The sequence below is a fragment of the Solidesulfovibrio fructosivorans JJ] genome, from assembly GCF_000179555.1.
GTDB lineage: Bacteria > Desulfobacterota > Desulfovibrionia > Desulfovibrionales > Desulfovibrionaceae > Solidesulfovibrio > Solidesulfovibrio fructosivorans.
The window spans coordinates 139,055-156,047 of the sequence record NZ_AECZ01000009.1 but is presented as its reverse complement, the minus strand read 5'-3'; the positions used below and the strand labels follow the sequence as shown (position 1 = coordinate 156,047).

The 16,993-nt window shown below is 64.4% G+C and carries 19 protein-coding genes; 5 read left to right on the top strand and 14 right to left on the bottom strand.

The features are described 5' to 3' along the window. Positions 1-72 precede the first annotated feature (72 nt). Entirely contained in the window at positions 73-486 is a 414-nt protein-coding gene (locus DESFRDRAFT_RS08715) for a PqqD family protein (RefSeq protein WP_005993087.1), read from the bottom strand. After that, on the bottom strand, positions 473-1,405 hold the full coding sequence (locus tag DESFRDRAFT_RS08710; protein WP_005993085.1) for a hypothetical protein: 933 nt from the start codon (positions 1,403-1,405) through the stop codon (positions 473-475). The genes DESFRDRAFT_RS08715 and DESFRDRAFT_RS08710 overlap by 14 nt, the downstream gene beginning before the upstream one ends. Before the next feature lie 579 nt (positions 1,406-1,984). On the opposite strand from DESFRDRAFT_RS08710, the gene DESFRDRAFT_RS08705 reads away from it, so the two are divergent. Beyond that, the gene (locus DESFRDRAFT_RS08705) at positions 1,985-3,562 is read left to right on the top strand and encodes an ammonium transporter (protein WP_005993082.1); all 1,578 of its coding nucleotides are present in this window, start codon (positions 1,985-1,987) and stop codon (positions 3,560-3,562) included. 15 nt (positions 3,563-3,577) lie between these two features. Continuing rightward, positions 3,578-3,916, top strand: coding sequence for a P-II family nitrogen regulator (locus tag DESFRDRAFT_RS08700; RefSeq protein ID WP_005993080.1), 339 nt, complete (start codon positions 3,578-3,580; stop codon positions 3,914-3,916). A 179-nt stretch (positions 3,917-4,095) separates the two neighbouring features. On the opposite strand, the gene DESFRDRAFT_RS08695 is transcribed toward DESFRDRAFT_RS08700, so the two are convergent. From DESFRDRAFT_RS08695 to DESFRDRAFT_RS08685, 3 genes are read right to left on the bottom strand one after another with little or no spacing between them, the layout of a single operon-like run. After that, entirely contained in the window at positions 4,096-4,653 is a 558-nt protein-coding gene (locus DESFRDRAFT_RS08695) for a GNAT family N-acetyltransferase (RefSeq protein WP_005993078.1), read from the bottom strand. Positions 4,654-4,701: 48 nt separating this feature from the next. Next, positions 4,702-5,268, bottom strand: coding sequence for a GNAT family N-acetyltransferase (locus tag DESFRDRAFT_RS08690; protein ID WP_005993077.1), 567 nt, complete (start codon positions 5,266-5,268; stop codon positions 4,702-4,704). Positions 5,269-5,282: 14 nt separating this feature from the next. Then, complete coding sequence (locus tag DESFRDRAFT_RS08685; protein WP_005993075.1) at positions 5,283-6,080, bottom strand: TrmB family transcriptional regulator; 798 nt, start codon at positions 6,078-6,080, stop codon at positions 5,283-5,285. A gap of 187 nt (positions 6,081-6,267) precedes the next feature. On the opposite strand from DESFRDRAFT_RS08685, the gene DESFRDRAFT_RS08680 reads away from it, so the two are divergent. Both DESFRDRAFT_RS08680 and DESFRDRAFT_RS08675 read left to right on the top strand, forming a co-directional pair. Then, positions 6,268-6,768 carry a YgjV family protein gene (locus DESFRDRAFT_RS08680; protein WP_005993073.1) on the top strand — a complete coding sequence of 167 codons (501 nt, stop codon included), beginning with the start codon at positions 6,268-6,270 and terminating at the stop codon, positions 6,766-6,768. A 197-nt stretch (positions 6,769-6,965) separates the two neighbouring features. Further along, a complete protein-coding gene (locus DESFRDRAFT_RS08675) occupies positions 6,966-7,706 on the top strand; it encodes a class I SAM-dependent methyltransferase (RefSeq protein WP_005993071.1) in 741 nt (246 codons plus the stop codon). On the opposite strand, the gene DESFRDRAFT_RS08670 is transcribed toward DESFRDRAFT_RS08675, so the two are convergent. From DESFRDRAFT_RS08670 to DESFRDRAFT_RS08650, 5 genes are all read right to left on the bottom strand, one after another. Beyond that, positions 7,703-9,139 (bottom strand): sensor histidine kinase, encoded by a 1,437-nt coding sequence (locus DESFRDRAFT_RS08670; protein WP_005993069.1) that lies wholly within the window; start codon positions 9,137-9,139, stop codon positions 7,703-7,705. The genes DESFRDRAFT_RS08675 and DESFRDRAFT_RS08670 overlap by 4 nt on opposite strands. Before the next feature lie 73 nt (positions 9,140-9,212). Continuing rightward, positions 9,213-9,920, bottom strand: a complete 708-nt coding sequence (locus DESFRDRAFT_RS08665) for a molybdopterin-guanine dinucleotide biosynthesis protein MobB (protein WP_005993067.1) — start codon at positions 9,918-9,920, stop codon at positions 9,213-9,215. Next, complete coding sequence (locus DESFRDRAFT_RS08660) at positions 9,917-10,606, bottom strand: ABC transporter ATP-binding protein (protein ID WP_005993066.1); 690 nt, start codon at positions 10,604-10,606, stop codon at positions 9,917-9,919. Before DESFRDRAFT_RS08660 ends, DESFRDRAFT_RS08665 begins: the two co-directional genes overlap by 4 nt. Further along, on the bottom strand, positions 10,606-11,298 hold the full coding sequence (locus DESFRDRAFT_RS08655; RefSeq protein ID WP_005993065.1) for an ABC transporter permease: 693 nt from the start codon (positions 11,296-11,298) through the stop codon (positions 10,606-10,608). The genes DESFRDRAFT_RS08660 and DESFRDRAFT_RS08655 overlap by 1 nt, the downstream gene beginning before the upstream one ends. A gap of 61 nt (positions 11,299-11,359) precedes the next feature. Next, complete coding sequence (locus DESFRDRAFT_RS08650; protein WP_005993064.1) at positions 11,360-12,193, bottom strand: substrate-binding domain-containing protein; 834 nt, start codon at positions 12,191-12,193, stop codon at positions 11,360-11,362. 532 nt (positions 12,194-12,725) lie between these two features. On the opposite strand from DESFRDRAFT_RS08650, the gene DESFRDRAFT_RS08645 reads away from it, so the two are divergent. Then, positions 12,726-13,619, top strand: a complete 894-nt coding sequence (locus tag DESFRDRAFT_RS08645; RefSeq protein WP_005993062.1) for a flagellin N-terminal helical domain-containing protein — start codon at positions 12,726-12,728, stop codon at positions 13,617-13,619. Positions 13,620-13,750: 131 nt separating this feature from the next. On the opposite strand, the gene DESFRDRAFT_RS08640 is transcribed toward DESFRDRAFT_RS08645, so the two are convergent. The 4 genes from DESFRDRAFT_RS08640 to rpsD form a co-directional block, all read right to left on the bottom strand. Then, entirely contained in the window at positions 13,751-14,641 is an 891-nt protein-coding gene (locus tag DESFRDRAFT_RS08640; RefSeq protein ID WP_005993061.1) for a selenium metabolism-associated LysR family transcriptional regulator, read from the bottom strand. A 78-nt stretch (positions 14,642-14,719) separates the two neighbouring features. Then, on the bottom strand, positions 14,720-15,172 hold the full coding sequence (gene rplQ, locus DESFRDRAFT_RS08635; protein ID WP_005993060.1) for a 50S ribosomal protein L17: 453 nt from the start codon (positions 15,170-15,172) through the stop codon (positions 14,720-14,722). Further along, positions 15,162-16,205, bottom strand: coding sequence for a DNA-directed RNA polymerase subunit alpha (locus DESFRDRAFT_RS08630; protein ID WP_005993058.1), 1,044 nt, complete (start codon positions 16,203-16,205; stop codon positions 15,162-15,164). The genes rplQ and DESFRDRAFT_RS08630 overlap by 11 nt, the downstream gene beginning before the upstream one ends. Before the next feature lie 32 nt (positions 16,206-16,237). Further along, on the bottom strand, positions 16,238-16,864 hold the full coding sequence (gene rpsD, locus DESFRDRAFT_RS08625) for a 30S ribosomal protein S4 (RefSeq protein WP_005993057.1): 627 nt from the start codon (positions 16,862-16,864) through the stop codon (positions 16,238-16,240). Positions 16,865-16,993: the final 129 nt, after the last annotated feature.

Sequence of the window (16,993 nt, the reverse complement as noted above, 5' to 3'; positions counted from 1 at the left end):
AGTCTTTGGGAGGGGGGTCTGGGGGGAACCCTTTCTTCAGAAAGGGTTCCCCCCAGCCGCCGGAGGCATCCCCTACTCCTCCTCTCCCTCACGTCCTACCACAGCGATAGCGCCACGCCGGCCGAGCAGGCGCAGAAATTCGGCCACGGCCATCTCGGCCTCGCGGGCGTCGAGGTTGTAGCGCCTGGCCAGCTCGGCGGCGATCTCTCCGGCGGAGCGTTTGCCGTCGATGAGCCGCCACACGGCCGAGCCCATGGCGTCGAGCTCCACGGTCTTGCGCAACGGCTTGCCGTCCCACAGGCCGAAACGCCGGGCCAACCCGGCCAAGGCCGGGCGCACGGCCACGGGCAGGGACAGCTGCACCACGCCGGAGGGGATTTCCTCGGCGCGCACGTCGCGGCTGACCACCGGAGCCAGCTCCATGGCCTGCCGCCGGGTCAGGCCGCCGGCATCGGGCGGCAAGGGCTTCTTTTTAAAGAGAGACACAGTGTGACGCCACCTTTTCCAGCCATTGCCGGTCCACGGGTTTGCCCGAGGCGAGTCCCGCGCCGAGCAGTTTGTTGACGCCGGCCTCGTGGCGCATGACGCAAAGCCGCCCCTGCCGGCCGAGTCCCCGGGCCAGCGCGTCCGGGAAGCCGGTTCCCTGGCGGCTGGCCAGCCAGACCGCCGGGCAGCCGGCCAGGCTCCCTTCCTCCCGCCGCGTCCGGTCGTCGCAGCCGAAGGCCAGGGCCGCGACCTCGGCCAGATGGGACCGTTCGAGGAGCACGTCGGCCGGGGCGAGGCGGACGATGTCCAGGCGCTGCCGGCCGGCGGCGAAGGACAGGGAAAAGCGGCCCGGCACGAAGGTGTGGGAACACAGCATGAATCCCGACGGCGGGGTGAAGGAAAGGCCGAAGAGCCGAAAGGCCGGCGGCCCCGGGTCATGATGGCGCAGGCTGGCCAGCACCTTGGCCACCAGACGGCGCATGGCCGCATCCGGTCCGTCGCCCGGGCCGAAGGCCTGGAACACGGCGGCCATGCCGCACTCCGGGCAAAAAAGCGCCGCTCCCAGCCCGGCCCGGCCGTTTTTGCTCCAGGATAGCGGCATCAGTTCGAAATCGTGCAAGGGCCTTAGCCACTCTGGCGGAAGCGTCGCCCCGGCCGAGGCCTCCCCCTTGGGGGTCAGCGCCCGAAGCGCCGCCTCCATGCCCTTGCGACCGGCTCCGGGCCGCCATTTGAACTCGAAGGCCGGGCCGTCGGGGTCCTCGAAATACAGGTAGCCGAGCCCGAGCCTGGCCGGCCGCCAGTCGCCGGGCACGTCCAGGGACACGCCGTTCCAGGCCATGGCGGCAAGGGGCGGATCGCCGGCGGCAAGCGTTTGTCGCGTCATGGCCCGGTTGTAGGCCAGGGCGGCGGCCGGGAGCAAGGCTCGCGATATCGGGTGGAACGGGGGCCTGGGCAGGCGGGGCGGCGCTGTTGGGGGCCGCGCTTCAGGAGCGCTATTGTGCGACTCTTGGGGGCCAAGGCCTCGGCGTGCTGGTCACGCCATTTTAATATTACAGTTTGGAAATGTATTTTTCAGGGCAAGCCAACCCCCAGGAGATAAGCAATATTTTACAATATTGTCTAATATGACAAACTTGAAACGACACAAAACAGCCTCTTTGCGCTAAACATCCCAAAAGAACAACAAGAGAGTTGCGGGATAATTCTCCCGTTTTACATCTTTTTTTCGAAAGGACACGGCAAGGACAACATATTTGTCGTGCATCCAGCCGGGAACACGGCGGACGGCGACCGGCTCCTCCGGTGAACGCATCGCACCGGCATGGCAAGCCCATACAGCCCACCGGCCACGGCCCGGCGGCGCAACACCTTTCGCAGCGGAGACCCAACATGCCCGCCCTCTTCGATTCCTCGTAAGCGCGGCCAAAGCGGCACGACCGCGCCGCCACGGCCCAAGACGCACTTGCCCTCCCCCAACACCTAGGATTCGGAGAAGAACATGAGAAAGACGCTGAGTTGCCTGCTCCTGGCCCTTGTCATAACCATCATCGCCCTGCCGGCGGTCGCCGGGGCCGAGGAAGCCCCTGTCCCCGATCCCACGGGCGCTTCCATCGGCACCGCCGCCGACGTTGTGGGAGCCACCGCCGGCGCGCCCACCAAGGAAGACCTCGCCACATTGTCCCAAAACGAGCCCCTGGCCGCCAAACTGGCCGATGTGGTCGGACATAACCGCATCTCCATCAACTTCGTGTGGACGCTGGTGTGCGGCTTTCTGGTCATGTTCATGCAGGCCGGCTTCGCCCTGGCGGAAACGGGCTTCACCCGCGCCAAAAACGCCGGCCACACCATGGCCATGAACATGATGGTCTACGGCATCGGCATGCTCGGCTACTGGATCTGCGGCTTCGCGCTCCAGATGGGGGGCGTGGGCGGCGTGGCCTCGCTCGGCGGCGGGCAGGTGCTGGCCAACGAGTTCTCCATACATCTCGGCGGCCACGAGTTCGGTCTTTTCGGCACCACGGGCTTTTTCCTGTCCGGCGTGTCCTATGACGCCGTCGTGTTCACGCTGTTCCTCTTCCAGATGGTCTTCATGGACACCACGGCCACCATCCCGACCGGCACCATGGCCGAGCGCTGGACGTTCAAGTCCTTCGTCGTCTACGGCTTTTTCATCTCCATGTTCGTCTATCCGCTTTACGCCAACTGGGTCTGGGGCGGCGGCTGGCTGTCCTGCCTCGGCAAGTACTTCGCCCTCGGCCACGGCGTGGTCGATTTCGCCGGATCGTCTGTGGTGCACATGACCGGCGGCGTGGCGGCGCTGGCCGGCGGCATCATCCTCGGACCGCGCCTGGGCAAGTACCGCGAGGACGGCACGCCCAACGCCCTGCCCGGCCACCACATCCCCATGGCCATCGCCGGCTGCTTCATCCTGGCCTTCGGTTGGTTCGGCTTCAACGCCGGCTCCACCCTGTCCGGCACGGACCTGCGCATCGGCGTCATCGCCACCAACACCATGCTGGCCTCGGCCGCCGGCGCGTTCTCGTCCATGGTCTACATGTGGACCTTCTACGGCAAGCCCGATATCTCCATGGTGGCCAACGGCCTGCTGGCCGGGCTGGTCGCCATCACCGCGCCGTGCGCCTTCGTCAACTCCGTGTCCGCGGTCATCATCGGAGCCATTGCCGGGGTGCTTTTGTGCATAAGCGTCTTTTTCGTGGAGCGCGTGCTCAAGATCGACGACCCGGTCGGCGCAATCTCGGTCCACGGCGTCAACGGCGCCTTCGGGCTCCTCTCGGTGGGCCTTTTCGCCGACGGCAGCTACGGCGACGCCTTAAACGGCGTGGACGGCACGGTGCGAGGACTTTTCTACGGCGACGGCGGCCAGCTCGTGGCCCAGATCGTCGGCATCTGCACCAACTTTGTCTTTGTCTTCGTGGTGATGTATGTCTTTTTCAAGGTGCTTGACCGGATCGTCCCGCTTCGGGTCGATCCCGAGCACGAACTGGAAGGTCTGGACCAGCACGAAGTGGCGGTAACCGCCTATCCGGAATTCGTCCTGCAAAAAACCCACAGGTAAGACGCGGAGAACGCCATGAAAAAAATCGAAGCCATCATCAAGCCGTTCAAGCTTGACGAGGTCAAGGACGCCCTGGACAAGATCGGCATCCATGGGCTCACCGTCACCGAAGTGCGCGGCTACGGCCGCCAGAAAGGTCATATCGAGGCCTATCGCGGCGTCGAGTACCAGGTGCAGTTCAACGCCAAGGTGCGCCTGGACATCGTCGTGCCCGACGAGCTGGCGGAGAAGGCCGTGGAAACCATCCGCACCACGGCCAACACCGGCAATATCGGTGACGGCAAAATCTTCGTCTACCCCGTCGAGGGCGTGGTGCGCATCCGCACCGGCGAATCCGGGGACGCGGCCATCTAGCGCCGCCGAAAACCGGCAAGAAGGAAGGGACGTGGGCGACCGCGTCCCTTTTTCGTGGCCTATGAGAATGCGAGAGGGGAACCCTTTGAAAAGGGTTCCCCCTCTCGCGCTCTCCCCCTCCGAAACTTTTTATCGGGAAGTGTCCCACGGAGGACTTTCCGTTCTCAAGCAGCGATCTTTCAATGTCCGGGAGCGGGCAGGTCAAGCACCATTTTGATGTTCTCGCACGGCACCGTATTGCGGGCGTCGCTGACGCGTTCGACAATGCGGAACCCGGCTTTCTCGTACATGCGGCGCGATACGGGCAGGCCGTCCACGGTCCAAAGCGATATCCGACCGCCCCCGCGTTCCCGCCACCAGGCCATGGCCCGGGTAAAAAGCGTCTTGCCGATTCCGTTGCCCTGCCAGGCCGGGTCCACGAGGAAAAAGCGCACGTGCGCCCCGTCCGCCCCGGGAACGCGGCCGATGACAGCGATGGACCCGACCAGGACCTCGCCGGCATACGCCGCAAGCATCAGGTCCCTGTCCGGATCGTAGCCCTCGATAAAGGCGCACACGTCCCGCGTGGCCAACACTTCGAAGGGCGCGCCCGCGCCCCAGGCCTTGGCGTAATACCGGCCGAGCAGCGCGCCCACGGCGCCGACCAGCCCCGGCGCATAGCCGCTGCGGATGCGCACGCCCCGGCCGGGAATCTCTTCCGGGGGCGCGGCCTTTTGACCGTCTTGCGCACGTTGCATGCCTTCCCTCCCCAACGCGTTCGTTGCCTTGCGTTGCCGTTTGTCCTTTCAGTGTCCGGCGGCGGACAGGTCGAGCTCCATCTTGAGGTTGTCGCGCAGCACCGTGTACCGGTCGTCCGGCTCCCGGGCGACAATCCGGAAGCCGGCCTTCTCGTACAGCCGGCGCGAGGCGGGCAGGCCGTCCACGGTCCAGAGAAACACCTTGCCGTAGCCCCGTTCCCGGCACCAGGCCAGGGCGGCATGGAGCAGCGCCTTGCCCACGCCGTGGCCGTGCCAGGCCGGGTCCACGATGAAAAACCGAAGCTGCACCCCGTCCGGACCGGGCTTGCGGCCGAGGATGGCGATGGAGCCCACCATACGCCCCTCGCTGTAGGCCCCGAGCATGAGGTCGCGCTCGGGGTCGTAGCCCTCGATAAACGCGCACATGTCCCGCGTGGCCAATATCTCGAAGGGCGCGCCCGCGCCCCAAGCCGTGGCGTAATAGCGGCCGTGCAGCTCGCCCACCCGGCCGACGATGCCCGGCTCGTAGCCGCTGCGGATAGAGACCCCGCCGCCGGCCAACACCCGTCCCATGCCATCCCGGCGCGTGCCGCCCGTTTCCATTGCGCTTGCCATCGCATCCACTCCTTTCACAGGGGCCTTGCCGCTTGCCACAACGCTTCGAAGGCCAGGGAAAGCATGGCCGCCACCCCCCGGTTATAAATGACCACCGCCGTGAAACTCGGCGGCCCGCCGGCCGGATCCTGCATGGAAAGCAACGCCACCTCGTCGTCGAAGGCCTGCATCTTAAGCGGCAGCGAGTCGGCCACGCGAAGCGCCAGCCCCTGGCCGCAAAGCGTCTCCAGCAGGCCCCCCAGTTCCGGATCGTCCATAATGGCCGCATCGCAAAGAGCCCGGTAGCCAAGCCCCCGGCCAAGCGGCGCCTGCATGAAGGTGGTGTTTTGCTCCACGGACAAAATCATGGGCCCGGTGATGCACGAGGCGACCGACCGCTTGGCCTCCCGGGCCAGGGCAAGCGCCCGATGAGCAATGCGGGTCGCGCCCGAAAGCACCTCGACATAGGCCAGGGGATCGTTTTGTCCCCGGCCCGAGGCAAAGAGGGGCCCCAGGTCCGTGGCCAGACGCGCCGCCAGGGCTTTGGTCGTCTCCCGCTCCCGGGCCAGGGCCGCCTCCCGTTCCCGGGCCAGCAAGTCGAGCCCCACCGCCGGGTCCACGGCCACAAAGGCCCTGGGCGAAACGTCCCGGGCCAGACACAGCCCCTTGGCGACCAGGGAGGCCAGCACGTCGTACACGCGCTGTCTGGGGATGCCGGCCCGGGCCGCCACTTCGGCCGACGTCAGCTCCGGCCGGCCGAGCAGGGCCAGATACGCTCCGGCCTCGTAGGCCGTCAGCCCCAGGGCCGTCAGTTCCTGCGGATCGATCGTCATTTGTCACCATCCTTCAGTGGTGGCAATATCTAGCACCACTCAAAAGTGGTGTCAACAAGCCCCGACGCCCACTTGCCAGGAAAGACGCCCAGGGCTATTGCGCCTGGACGCGAAGCCGCCGGACGACCGCATGCGATCATCGCCCTTCCCTTCGCCGCATCCGCAACCTCTCAAGTCCGGGACCCGCATGGATTTTACCGCTCCTTCGCAAATCGTCGGCTATGTCGCGTTCGCGCTCGGGATCTTCGCCTTTGCCCAGCGCATCGACTGGCGGCTCAAGTTTCTGGTGGCCAGCGAATGCGTGGCCTATACGCTGCACTTCTACCTGCTCGGCAACAATGCCGCGGCGGTCAGCGCGGCCCTGTCGGCCATGCGGACCTTTACCTCGCTTAGGACCCGCTCGCCGTGGGTGGCGGGCTTTTTCCTGGCGCTCAACCTGGTGCTCGGCGTGGCCGTGGCCACGTCGTGGACGGCGGCCTTCCCCATCATGGCCGGGCTTTCGGGCACGGTGGCGGTCTTTTTCCTGCGGGGGATCGGCATGCGGCTCGTCCTGTTGTGCGCGACGCTTTGCTGGCTGACCAACAACATCCTGTCGGGCTCCATCGGCGGCACGATGCTCGAATCGTCCATCGCCGTGGTCAACGCCACGACCATGCTGCGGTTGTGGCGGGCGGGCAGGCTGCGCTAACGGCGCTTGGCGCGCGCGGCAGGCGCATGCTCCCAGGGCGAGTTGATCATCGGACTCAAACAACCGGCGTTTGACGTGGCCGGGCGGACGCGGGAGGTAGACAGCCCTTTGCGCGGCTTATTTCCGGCTCCCGGCCGGACCGGACAGGCGAGAACGGGAACGGTGAGGCCGGGACGGCCGTTCCGGGAGGTTCCGACATGCGCGACGAACAGACGCTTTTTGCCCTCTTCGAGACCGAAACGCCGCCGCGGCGGGTGGAGCCGGATATCTTCTCCGTGTACGCGACGGACGACGCCGGCAATGCCTATGACCGGCCGGGAGCCCTGTCGTTTTACGATCAGGTCGCCTGCAACCGCTTCTACAACCGGCTGGTCTGGGGCTACTGGCCATCGGCGGTGGAACGGCTGTGCCGTGGGGCCCTGGACGCCGCTTCAGGTTGGGTCCTGGATGCCGGGTGCGGCTCCCTGGCCTTTACGGCCAAGGCTTATGCCGCCTGTCGGGACCGGCCCGTGATCTGCCTCGACCAATCCCTGACCCTGCTGCGGCTGGCCAAAAGGCGCTTGGTGCGGCTGGCCGGCCGCATGCCGGACAACATCGCGCTCGTGCACGCGGACGCCCTGGCCCTGCCTTTCGGCCCCCACCGCTTCGCCACGGTGGTCGCCTGCAATCTGTTGCATGCCGTGCCGGACGCCGCGCGTCTCGTCCGGGAACTCACGCGCGTGGCCGAGCCTGGCGGCAACATGGCCTGCACCACCCTTATCCGGGCCGGACGGCTGGCCGATCGCTATTTGGAGATGTGGGGCAGGGCCGGGGAAGTCGTTCCCCGTTCGCGCCGCGAAGTGCTCGACCTTTTCAAGGTCGAGGGATCGGAAGCGTCCCTCGCCGCGCGGCAAAAAGGAAACATGCTTTTTCTGGAAAGCGCCGCGCGGACCTCTTAAAGAATCGGGTCCATGGGCAGGACGATAAAGAAGTTGTTGCCGAGCGACGTGGCCTCGTAGCCCTCGACCCCGCCGTGCAGGCGCACGACCTCACGGATGAAATAGAGGCCGTGGCCGGTGCCGTACTCGCCCGAGGCGTTTTCCCCACGCACCCCCTCCTCGAACAGGTGCGCGGCGGTTTCCGGCGGGATGGGCGGACCGGAGGTGAAGACGTTGAGCTTGATGCCGTCACGGTTGGGCCCGAAGAAATTCTGCTTGCGCTCCCAGCCGAAGGAAATGAAGCGGCGCTTGCGGCCGGAGGCGTCGGTCACCTCGCGGGTATACTTGACCGCGTTGGAAAAGAGGTTGGCGTAGACCTGGCTTATGAGCCCGATGTCGACCACCACCTCGATTTCCTGGTCCGGCACCCCGCCAAGGGAAGTGTCGATCTCGATGCCGCGTTCCTCGAAGCGCGGCCGGTAGCGCTCGAGTTGGAGGTCGATGACCTGCTTCTTGAAGTTGCAGGCCCGCTTCTCCAGCACATACCGTCCCTCCTCGAAATGGGACCGCCGCAAAAGCGTTTCCAGAAAAAGGCTGGTCTGCTCGTAGTGGGTCAGTATCTGGCGGTACTGGTCCATGAGGCCTTCGTGGATGTAGCCGAGATCACGCAGGAGCTTGTCCTGGGCGGGGCTTATCGCCTGCCCTTCGCCGGCCTCGCCTTCGAAAAACTGCTTGAGCTTCCACTCGAAGAACTTGAGCAGGTCGATCTTGGAGCGCAGGCGCTTGTAATAGAGCTTGAAATAGATATTGGGCACGATGACGTTGTGCCCGATGTCCTTGACCAGGCTGCGGATGAAGTGGAGGTGTTCCTTGTTCTTGTTGGCCAGAATGCGATTGTGGAGCTGGTAGCCGAACCGGTTGGCGTAGCGCTCGAAAAAAAGCCGGTCGTGTTCGGTCAGGCGCGAGGCGGGAAATATCTCCAGCATGCCGAAGACGTCTTCCCGGGGCGTGAACGGCAGTTGGGAAATAAGCTCATGGTTGCCCTTGATGGGGACTAAAAGCCTGTCCTCGCGCACCACGGCCTTTTGCGGAAAGGGCAAATCCCCGAACTCCCCGGCGTCCTTGGACGGGCACTTGTAGGCGCAACGCCGGATCGAACCGCTCTTGCTGTCCAGCACATACAGGTTGCAGTCGATATCGAAAAACATCTTGGGGATGAGCAGGCACACCGCATAAAGATGCTCCAGGGTCGGAAACTCCTGGGCCAGATCGAAAAAGACGTTGAGGGAGACGCTTTGCAGGGCCGTGAAATTATAGGCCTCGTAGTCGTCTATCTTCTGATGGACGCGGCGGGCCACGGCCTCGATCACGTTGTGGTCGAGGACGGACGGATCATCCGAAGCGCCAAGGCTTAGGACCGTAAGCGTCTCGGCAACGTCCTTGGCGCTGGTCATGCGGATCCTCCGGGTAGGAATGCTGTTAGTTTTCCCATACCCGCGATGGGCGGCGAAGACAATACGGCATCACCTAATCGATACGGATCTCGATGGGGCCGGGTGAAAAGCCCTTGAGTTCGGAGAGAAGCCCCCGGATGCCGGAGGCCAGGATGCGCTCCACGAACGGATTGACGGTAAGCTGCCTGCCGCCGACGGTGACGGAAAGGGCCACGCGGGTGGTGGCGCAGTCGTCGGGCGTGGCCCGACCGGCCAGGATGTCGGCGGCCAGCCCCCCGCAATCCTCCCGGCCGCAGGCCCCGCAGTCAAGCCCCGGCAGGACGAAGCCCTTTTCCAGGACCGCTTCGGCCACGGCTTCCAGGCTCTCGAAATGAGGCAGGCCCGGGGCGCGCACCGTCCCGTAGGTCCCAAGGACCAGCCCCGGGTCGGAAAGCGCTTCGGCCTCGGCCGCCTCGTGCAGCACCAGCACGCGCGGGGCGACGGCGTGCTCCCGGCCGCCTTCGACCACCAGCACGTCGCCGTCGAGCATGGCGATCATGTCCGAAATCTTGCGCGGATCGTTCCAGAAAAGCGCGCTCTCCCGGGCGGCGATGGCCCCCACCGTACGGCAATGGGCCAGAAACCGGTCCGTATCCGTATCCTCCTTGTCGAGGCCGGGATTGTGCGTGCACTTGAGCGCGCACGGCGAAAAACCGCGACTTGTGAAGTGCGCCAGCAGCGCCTCGCACAAGCCCGTCTTGCCGGACTTCTTGAATCCCAGAACCTGCACCCCTTTTCTCATGCCGTCCTCCCGTGCCAACCTGTTTCGTCGGCCGCATCCGGCGCGAGAAGCCCGCCCTCGCGAAGCTTCAGCTTGCTGTCGCACACGGCGTCCAGCCAGCGTTGGTCATGGCCGCTTATGACCAGGGTCGTGCCGTACTCCTCCCGGGCGGCAAAGACCGCCCGGCGCACCAGCTCGGCGCTGTTCTTGTCCAGGTTGGCCGTGGGCTCGTCGAGCAGCAGCACTCGCGGCCGCAAGGCCAGCCTGGCCGCCAGGGCCACGCGTTTGACCTCGCCGCCGGAAAGCTGCCGCCAGGACCGTGGCGCGAAACGGACCGGGTCGAGCCCCACGGCGTCCAGGGCCGCGTCCACGCGCTCCCGGATGTCCGGCGCGCCCCGCACCGAAAGCCCATAGCCCACATTGGCCCGCACCGAGCGCTTGAGCAGATACGGCTCCTGGGGAAAATAGGTGACTTCGCCGCGCAGGGCAAACTCGCGGCCAAGGGTCGGTTCCCCCCGGTAGCGCACCACGCCCGAGGCCGGGGACTCCAGAAAGGCGAGCAGGCGCAAGAGCGTGCTCTTGCCGCCGCCGTTGGGACCGGCCAGGCCGGTGATGGTGCCGGAGGCGATGGTGAGGCGCGGGATGTTGAGCACAACCCGCCCGTCATAACTCTGGGTGACGTCTTCCAGCTCGTAGAGCGCGTCCATCAGCCGGCCCTCCGGCGACAGGCCGCCGCGATCAGGTTGACGGCAAAGGCGATGACCATGAGCACCATACCGAGGGCGATGCCGGTGGCGAATTCGCCCTTGCCCGTCTCCAGGGCGATGGCCGTGGTGATGGTGCGCGTGTCCCACCTGATGTTGCCGCCGAGCATCATGGAAATGCCGATCTCGGACACGATGCGGCCGAAGGCGGCGGTGGTGGCGAGCAGCATGCCGAAGCGGGCCTCGGTCAGTGTGGCCAGAAATAGATGCCGGGACTTGGCCCCGAGGGTGAGCAGGGTCGGGCGCAGCCTCGGATCGAGGCTTTCCACGGCCTGGGCCGTCAGCGCGATGACGATGGGCAGCCCCAGGATGGTAAGCCCCACGGCCATGCCAGGCACGGTGAAGAGAAGCTCCCAATCCCCGAGCGGCCCACGCCGGGAAATGAAGGCGTACACCACGAGCCCGATGACCACCGTGGGAAAGGAAAGAAAGGTTTCGACCACCAGCCGCACGGCCCGCTTGCCCGGAAACTCCCTGTAGCCGAGCAAAAACCCCGCCGGAGCGCCAAGGGCAAGGGTGGCGAGCATAGCCTCGAAGGTGACGACCAGGGTGGTCCAGACGGCGGAAAACGTTTCCGGATCGCCGTGCGCCAGAAGGACGAGGGCCTGGCGGAGCCCGTCGAGAATATAATTCATGGCGAGCGTTCACCCCCGGCCGGGCCCTTGCGAGCCCGGCCGGGAAAGGAATGCGGTGTCCTTATTTGGCGGCGTTGGGAGTGAAGAGCTTTTTTCCCTTGAGGGTAAAATCGCCGATGAGCTTCTGGCCCCTGGGCGAGGCCATCCACTCGCGGAACACTTCGGCGTTCTTGAAATCGGTGCTCTCGCAATTGTCCGGGTTGATGGAGATGACGCTGTACTGGTTGAGCAGCGGCTTGTCGCCCTCGACCAGCACCACCAGCGCCGGCTTGCCCCCGGCCTGGTCGGCGTATTTGATGTACGTGCCGCGATCGACCAGGGTGTAGGCCCCGCGCTCGCCGGCGATGTTGAGCGTCTTCATCATGCCCTGGCCCACCGAGGCATACCAGGAGTCCTTGTCCGGCACGGCCATGCCGGCGGACTTCCACAGGGCCTTTTCCTTCTTGTGGGTGCCGGAATCGTCGCCGCGGCTCACGAAGGGCGCCTTGGCAGCGGCGATCGCCGCCAGGGCCTCGCCGGCCTTCTTGCCCTTGACCTTGGCCGGATCGGAAGCCGGGCCGACCAGCACGAAGTCATTGTACATGACCTCGGTGCGGTTGACGCCGTGGCCCTCCTCCACGAACTTCTTCTCGGCGGCCGGAGCATGGACCAGCAGCACGTCCACGTCGCAGTTGCGGCCATGCTCCAGGGCCTTGCCCGTGCCCACGGCCACCCATTTGAGCGTGATGCCGGTGTCCTTTTTGAAGGCGTCGGCCAGAACCGGCAGCAGCCCGGTATCGTCGGTGCTGGTGGTGGTGGCCATCATCAGGGTGTTGTCCTTGGCCAAGGCCGGCCCGGCGCACAAGACGGCGATAGCCACCGCCGCAAGCGCCAGGCGCAAGGTTTTCATACGCATCGCTTCCTCCTCTGTTTTCCATCGGTTAGCACAATCACGCCGTAACATTGGAATAGCCCATGAAAGCCGTCAAGGCGACCCCTGAGCGAAAAATTCCGGGAAAAATTTCATTTCCGACCTAATGCCTTTTGCCGAAAGGACGATAGGAACAACGAAAAGGGGTTGCTTTTTCTTCCACTGCGGTACATCTGCAACACTCCTGCAACTAGCATATTTATCAGACTTTCATTCAAGCATCCCTCCTGATTACTTTTGAGTGCCTCCCGCTTCGCCCCGGTTTTCTCCTCTTGCACTAAAAATTTTCTCATATTTTCCTCCTAAAGGGTTTTTCCAATAGGCCGATAGGTGTGGCAAGCAGCCAGTCACAGCGGGAGATTGGCAGCAACAATCGGCAAGGGAAGTTACCAGCGAATCAATACGGCGGAGTAAACCGGCGCGAGCCGCTCACCTCAAGTAGCCCCATGGCGTCGGCGAGCTCTTCGCTTACATGGGACGCGAGCTGGATGCACACACTTTTCAAGGAGGAAAAGCCATGTCTCTTACCATCAACTACAACGGAATGGCTGCCAATGCGGCCCGCAATCTTTCGAATTCCTACGGCGCCCTGGCAACTTCGACACAACGCCTGTCTTCCGGCCTTCGCATCAACACCGCGGCCGACGACGCCGCCGGCCTGGCCATTCGCGAGCTCATGCGCTCCGATGTCGCCGCCATCAACCAGGGCGTGAGAAACGCCAACGACGCCATCTCCATGATCCAGACCGCCGACGGCGCGCTCCAGGTCGTGGACGAAAAGCTCATCCGCATGAAGGAACTGGCCGAACAGGCCGCCACCGGCACCTACACCTCGGACCAGCGCCTCATCATCGACTCCGAATACCAGGCCATGGCTTCGGAAATCACCCGAATCGCCAACGCCACGGACTTCAACGGCATCTATCTCTTGAACGGCAACCTGTCCGCCAGCACCCACAGCGGCTCCGGCATCAACGCCAGCGGCAAGCTCAAGGTGCACTTCGGCTCCGGCAACCAGAGCGCCGAGGACTATTACTACGTCCAGATCGGCACCTCCACCGCTTCGGCCCTGGGCGTGGGCCTTGGCGCGGCATCGGGCGCCAGCGGGCGCAGCATCTCCACCCAGGAGCTGGCCCAGAAGGCCCTCGACGCCATCCAGACGGCCATCGTGTCCAAGGACAAGATCCGCGCCAACCTGGGCGCCCTGCAAAACCGCCTGGAGAACACCATCTCCAACCTGCAGATCCAGGGCGAAAACCTGAAGGCCGCCGAATCCCAGATCTCCGACGTCGATGTGGCCACGGAAATGACCCAGTTCGTGCGGCAACAGATCCTGACCCAGTCGGCGGTGGCCATGCTGTCCCAGGCCAACTCCCTGCCCAAGATGGCCATGCAGCTCATCAGCGGCTAATAACCGGCATACCCTTCGCGCAAAAAGCGCCCGCTCCGGTCCAGGCCGGGGCGGGCGCTTCGTTTTCCGTGGGGCGACGCAGAGAAAATGGATGCGACGACGCTTGCCGCCGCGCCTGCTCCCTTTGGGCCTCAGACCACTTCGCTAGCGGCCAGAAAAAAACGCAGGGCCGGAAACATGTAGCGCCGGGCGTGGTGCACGATGTAAAAATGGCGCTGCATCACAAGCTCCGGCGTTTCCATGAGCGTCACCGCCCCGCTTTCCAGATACCCCCGCGCGGCCATGCGGGATACGACCGAAACGCCAAGCCCGGCGGCAACGCATTCGAGGACCGCCAGGGACGAATGCACCAGGAGCACCTGGCGCAGGTCCCGAGGATCAACGCCGGCCGCGAGCAGCGCTTCCTCCATGGCCTGGCGCGTCCCGGACCCGGCTTCGCGCATGACCCAGGGCAGCTCGGTCAGGCGCTGCCTCCAGTCCTCGCCGGTAAGGCCGGCATGTGCCTGGGCTCGGGGGGCGACCAGCACGAGCTGGTCTTCCAGAATCGAGCGACAGGCCAGTTCCGGCTGGCGCGCCGGCGCGCCGACGATGCCCGCATGGGCGTCACCGGCCAGCACCATGGCGGTGATTTCGGACGTGTCCCCCCCGCGCAGGTCCACGCGGACTTCGGGGTATTGCTTGAGAAACCGGGCCACCAGTCCCGGAATGATATATTGGGCCGGAATGGTGCTGCCGCCAATGACAAGGTCCCCGGAAACCCGCTGGGACAGGGCCAAAATGTCAGCCTTGGCCATGTCGAGCTGGCTGAAGATGGTGATGCAGTAGCGATGGAGCAGATCGCCGGCCTGGGTCGGCAGCACGGTGCGGCCGAGACGATCAAAGAGCTGCGCCCCGAGTTCCTCTTCCAAGGCCATGATATGGGCGCTGATCGTCGGCTGGGACAGCATCAGCTCATCCCCGGCCCTGGAAAAGCTGCGCAGGTCATAGACCTTGGCAAACGCCTGCAAGCGACGAATATCCATCTCCGCCATCCTTTCTATAGAAAAAATCTATAGATATACACAAAAAAAAGCAGGGTCGGAAAACCGACCCTGCTCGTGCTATTCCTGGGTCTCGCCTTCGGCGGGCGCGGCAGGCGTCTCGGGCTCGGGAGCGGCGGCGGGCGCGGGCTTGGCCTCGGCGGCCGTCTCGCCGGCAAGGCGGGTCAGCTCGATGATGGCCATGGCGGCGCAGTCGCCGTTACGGGGCAGGCTCAACTTGACCACGCGGGTGTAACCGCCGCCCTGGCCGCGAAAGCGGGGGCCGATCTCGTCGAACAGGCGGGCAACCAGCTGGTGGTTTTCCAGAACCTTGTAGGCCAGGCGACGGGCATGCACGCTGTCGGTCTGGGACAGGGTCACCAGATGCTCGACAACGCCGCGCAGTTCCTTGGCCTTGTGTTCGGTGGTGCGGATACGCTCGTGGATCAGCAGCGAGCGGGCCATATTGCGCAGCATCGCCTTCCGGTGGGAGGCGTTTCTGCCGAATTTGCGTCCGGATTTCTTATGTCTCATCGACCTGCTTCCTCTTGAGCCATTCCTGGTATTTTTGCTCGAAATTCTCGATGCGCATGCCGAATTCGAGGCCCATGTCCTCAAGCACCCGGCGGATTTCCTCAAGGGATTTCTTGCCGAAGTTCTTGGTCTTGAGCATCTCGTTTTCGGTCTTCTGCATCAACTCGCCAACGGTCTGGATGTTGGCGGACTTGAGGCAGTTGGTGGCGCGCACGGACAACTCGAGTTCATCTATGCTCTTGAAAAGGCTCGGATTGAGTTCGATGTCGTCGCGGCGGCGAGCCTTGTCGGCTTCGGACTCTTTCTCGTCGAAGTTGATAAAGACGGTCAGCTGGTCCTTGAGGATCTTGGCGCTGTAGGAGATAGCGTCCTCAGGAGAGATGGAGCCGTCGGTGTCCACTTCAAGCACCAGCTTGTCGTAGTTGGTCATCTGGCCGACGCGGGCCTGCTCGATGGTGTAGGCCACCTTCTTGACCGGCGAAAAGCTGGAATCGAGTAAGATCAGGCCGATCTCGGAATCCAGGCCTTCATGCATGTCGGCAGTGACATAGCCCTTGCCCATGCGCACTTCGAGCTCGATCCGGAAGTCGCGATCCTCGGAGAGGGTGGCGATGAGCACATCCTCGCTTAAGACCGTCACATTCTGGTTGCCCTGGATGGCGCTGGCCAGGACCTCGCCCTTCTTGTTGGCGAAAAGGGTCAGGCGCTGCGGGTCCTCGGTGGCCATGGCCAGCCGGACCTGTTTGAGGTTGAGGATGACTTCGGTCACATCCTCGATGACTCCCGGAATGGTCGAGAATTCGTGCTGCACGCCCTCGATGCGGGCGGCGACGATGGCCGCGCCCTGGAGGGACGACAGCAGCACCCGGCGCAGCGCGTTGCCGAGCGTGGTGCCGAACCCGCGTTCCAGGGGCTCGCACACGAACCGACCATGGGTGTCGGTCGAAGCGGAATCCCGTTCCAGGGTTTCCGGCTTGACCAACTCGGTCCAGTTCCGGGAGTTGATGAGCCGTTGGCCGTTGCGAATCAACATGGCGTCACCTTATGCAAAGCGTACTTTGCCGATTACTTGGAGTAAAGCTCGACGATGAGCTGCTCGTTGATCGGGAACTGCACGTCCTCGCGGGTGGGCAGGGCGTTGACCTTGCCTTTGAGCTTCTCGCCGTCCACTTCGAGCCAGGCCGGGCAGCCGCGGCGGGCGATGACCTGCTGGGCTTCCTGGATGATGGGGGACTGGCGGTTGCGCTCGCGCACTTCGATGACGTCGCCGACCTTGACCTGCAGCGAGGGAATGGTCACGCGGCGGCCGTTGACGGTGAAGATCCCGTGCCGCACGAGCTGGCGGGCCTGGTTGCGCGAATTGGCGAAGCCGAGGCGATAGATCACGTTGTCCATGCGCCGCTCGAGAAAGCAAAGCAGGTTTTCGCCGGTGACGCCTTTTTTCATGTCGGCGCGCTGGAAGTAGGCGCGGAACTGCCCTTCCAGGATGCCGTACATACGGCGGGTCTTTTGCTTCTCGCGCAGCATCACGGCGTAGTCGCTCATTTTTTTGCGAATACGTCCGTGCTGGCCAGGGGCGTAGGGACGGCGCTCGTAAGCGCACTTATCGGTATAGCAGCGATCGCCCTTCAAAAAGAGCTTTGCCCCTTCACGGCGGCAAATCCGGCATTTCGCTTCTGTGTATCGTGCCAAGGTCGTTCCTCCTCAATGTGCCGCGGACCGTCTTGCGTTGTTCTTCCCGGTCCCGCTTTCTCGTCTGGTTGCGTGCAGTCGGGCCGGGATGGCCCCGCGGCGAACCGATGCCACGTCAGGCCCTGTCCG

Bases quoted from the DNA above. Each gene is read 5' to 3' on its own strand.
- DESFRDRAFT_RS08705 (WP_005993082.1), top strand. From the start codon at position 1,985: ATGAGAAAGACGCTGAGTTGCCTGCTCCTGGCCCTTGTCATAACCATC.
- DESFRDRAFT_RS08700 (WP_005993080.1), top strand. From the start codon at position 3,578: ATGAAAAAAATCGAAGCCATCATCAAGCCGTTCAAGCTTGACGAGGTC.
- DESFRDRAFT_RS08695 (WP_005993078.1), bottom strand. From the start codon at position 4,653: ATGCAACGTGCGCAAGACGGTCAAAAGGCCGCGCCCCCGGAAGAGATT.
- DESFRDRAFT_RS08690 (WP_005993077.1), bottom strand. From the start codon at position 5,268: ATGGCAAGCGCAATGGAAACGGGCGGCACGCGCCGGGATGGCATGGGA.
- DESFRDRAFT_RS08685 (WP_005993075.1), bottom strand. From the start codon at position 6,080: ATGACGATCGATCCGCAGGAACTGACGGCCCTGGGGCTGACGGCCTAC.
- DESFRDRAFT_RS08680 (WP_005993073.1), top strand. From the start codon at position 6,268: ATGGATTTTACCGCTCCTTCGCAAATCGTCGGCTATGTCGCGTTCGCG.
- DESFRDRAFT_RS08675 (WP_005993071.1), top strand. From the start codon at position 6,966: ATGCGCGACGAACAGACGCTTTTTGCCCTCTTCGAGACCGAAACGCCG.
- DESFRDRAFT_RS08670 (WP_005993069.1), bottom strand. From the start codon at position 9,139: ATGACCAGCGCCAAGGACGTTGCCGAGACGCTTACGGTCCTAAGCCTT.
- DESFRDRAFT_RS08665 (WP_005993067.1), bottom strand. From the start codon at position 9,920: ATGAGAAAAGGGGTGCAGGTTCTGGGATTCAAGAAGTCCGGCAAGACG.
- DESFRDRAFT_RS08660 (WP_005993066.1), bottom strand. From the start codon at position 10,606: ATGGACGCGCTCTACGAGCTGGAAGACGTCACCCAGAGTTATGACGGG.
- DESFRDRAFT_RS08655 (WP_005993065.1), bottom strand. From the start codon at position 11,298: ATGAATTATATTCTCGACGGGCTCCGCCAGGCCCTCGTCCTTCTGGCG.
- DESFRDRAFT_RS08650 (WP_005993064.1), bottom strand. From the start codon at position 12,193: ATGCGTATGAAAACCTTGCGCCTGGCGCTTGCGGCGGTGGCTATCGCC.
- DESFRDRAFT_RS08645 (WP_005993062.1), top strand. From the start codon at position 12,726: ATGTCTCTTACCATCAACTACAACGGAATGGCTGCCAATGCGGCCCGC.
- DESFRDRAFT_RS08640 (WP_005993061.1), bottom strand. From the start codon at position 14,641: ATGGATATTCGTCGCTTGCAGGCGTTTGCCAAGGTCTATGACCTGCGC.
- rplQ (WP_005993060.1), bottom strand. From the start codon at position 15,172: ATGAGACATAAGAAATCCGGACGCAAATTCGGCAGAAACGCCTCCCAC.
- DESFRDRAFT_RS08630 (WP_005993058.1), bottom strand. From the start codon at position 16,205: ATGTTGATTCGCAACGGCCAACGGCTCATCAACTCCCGGAACTGGACC.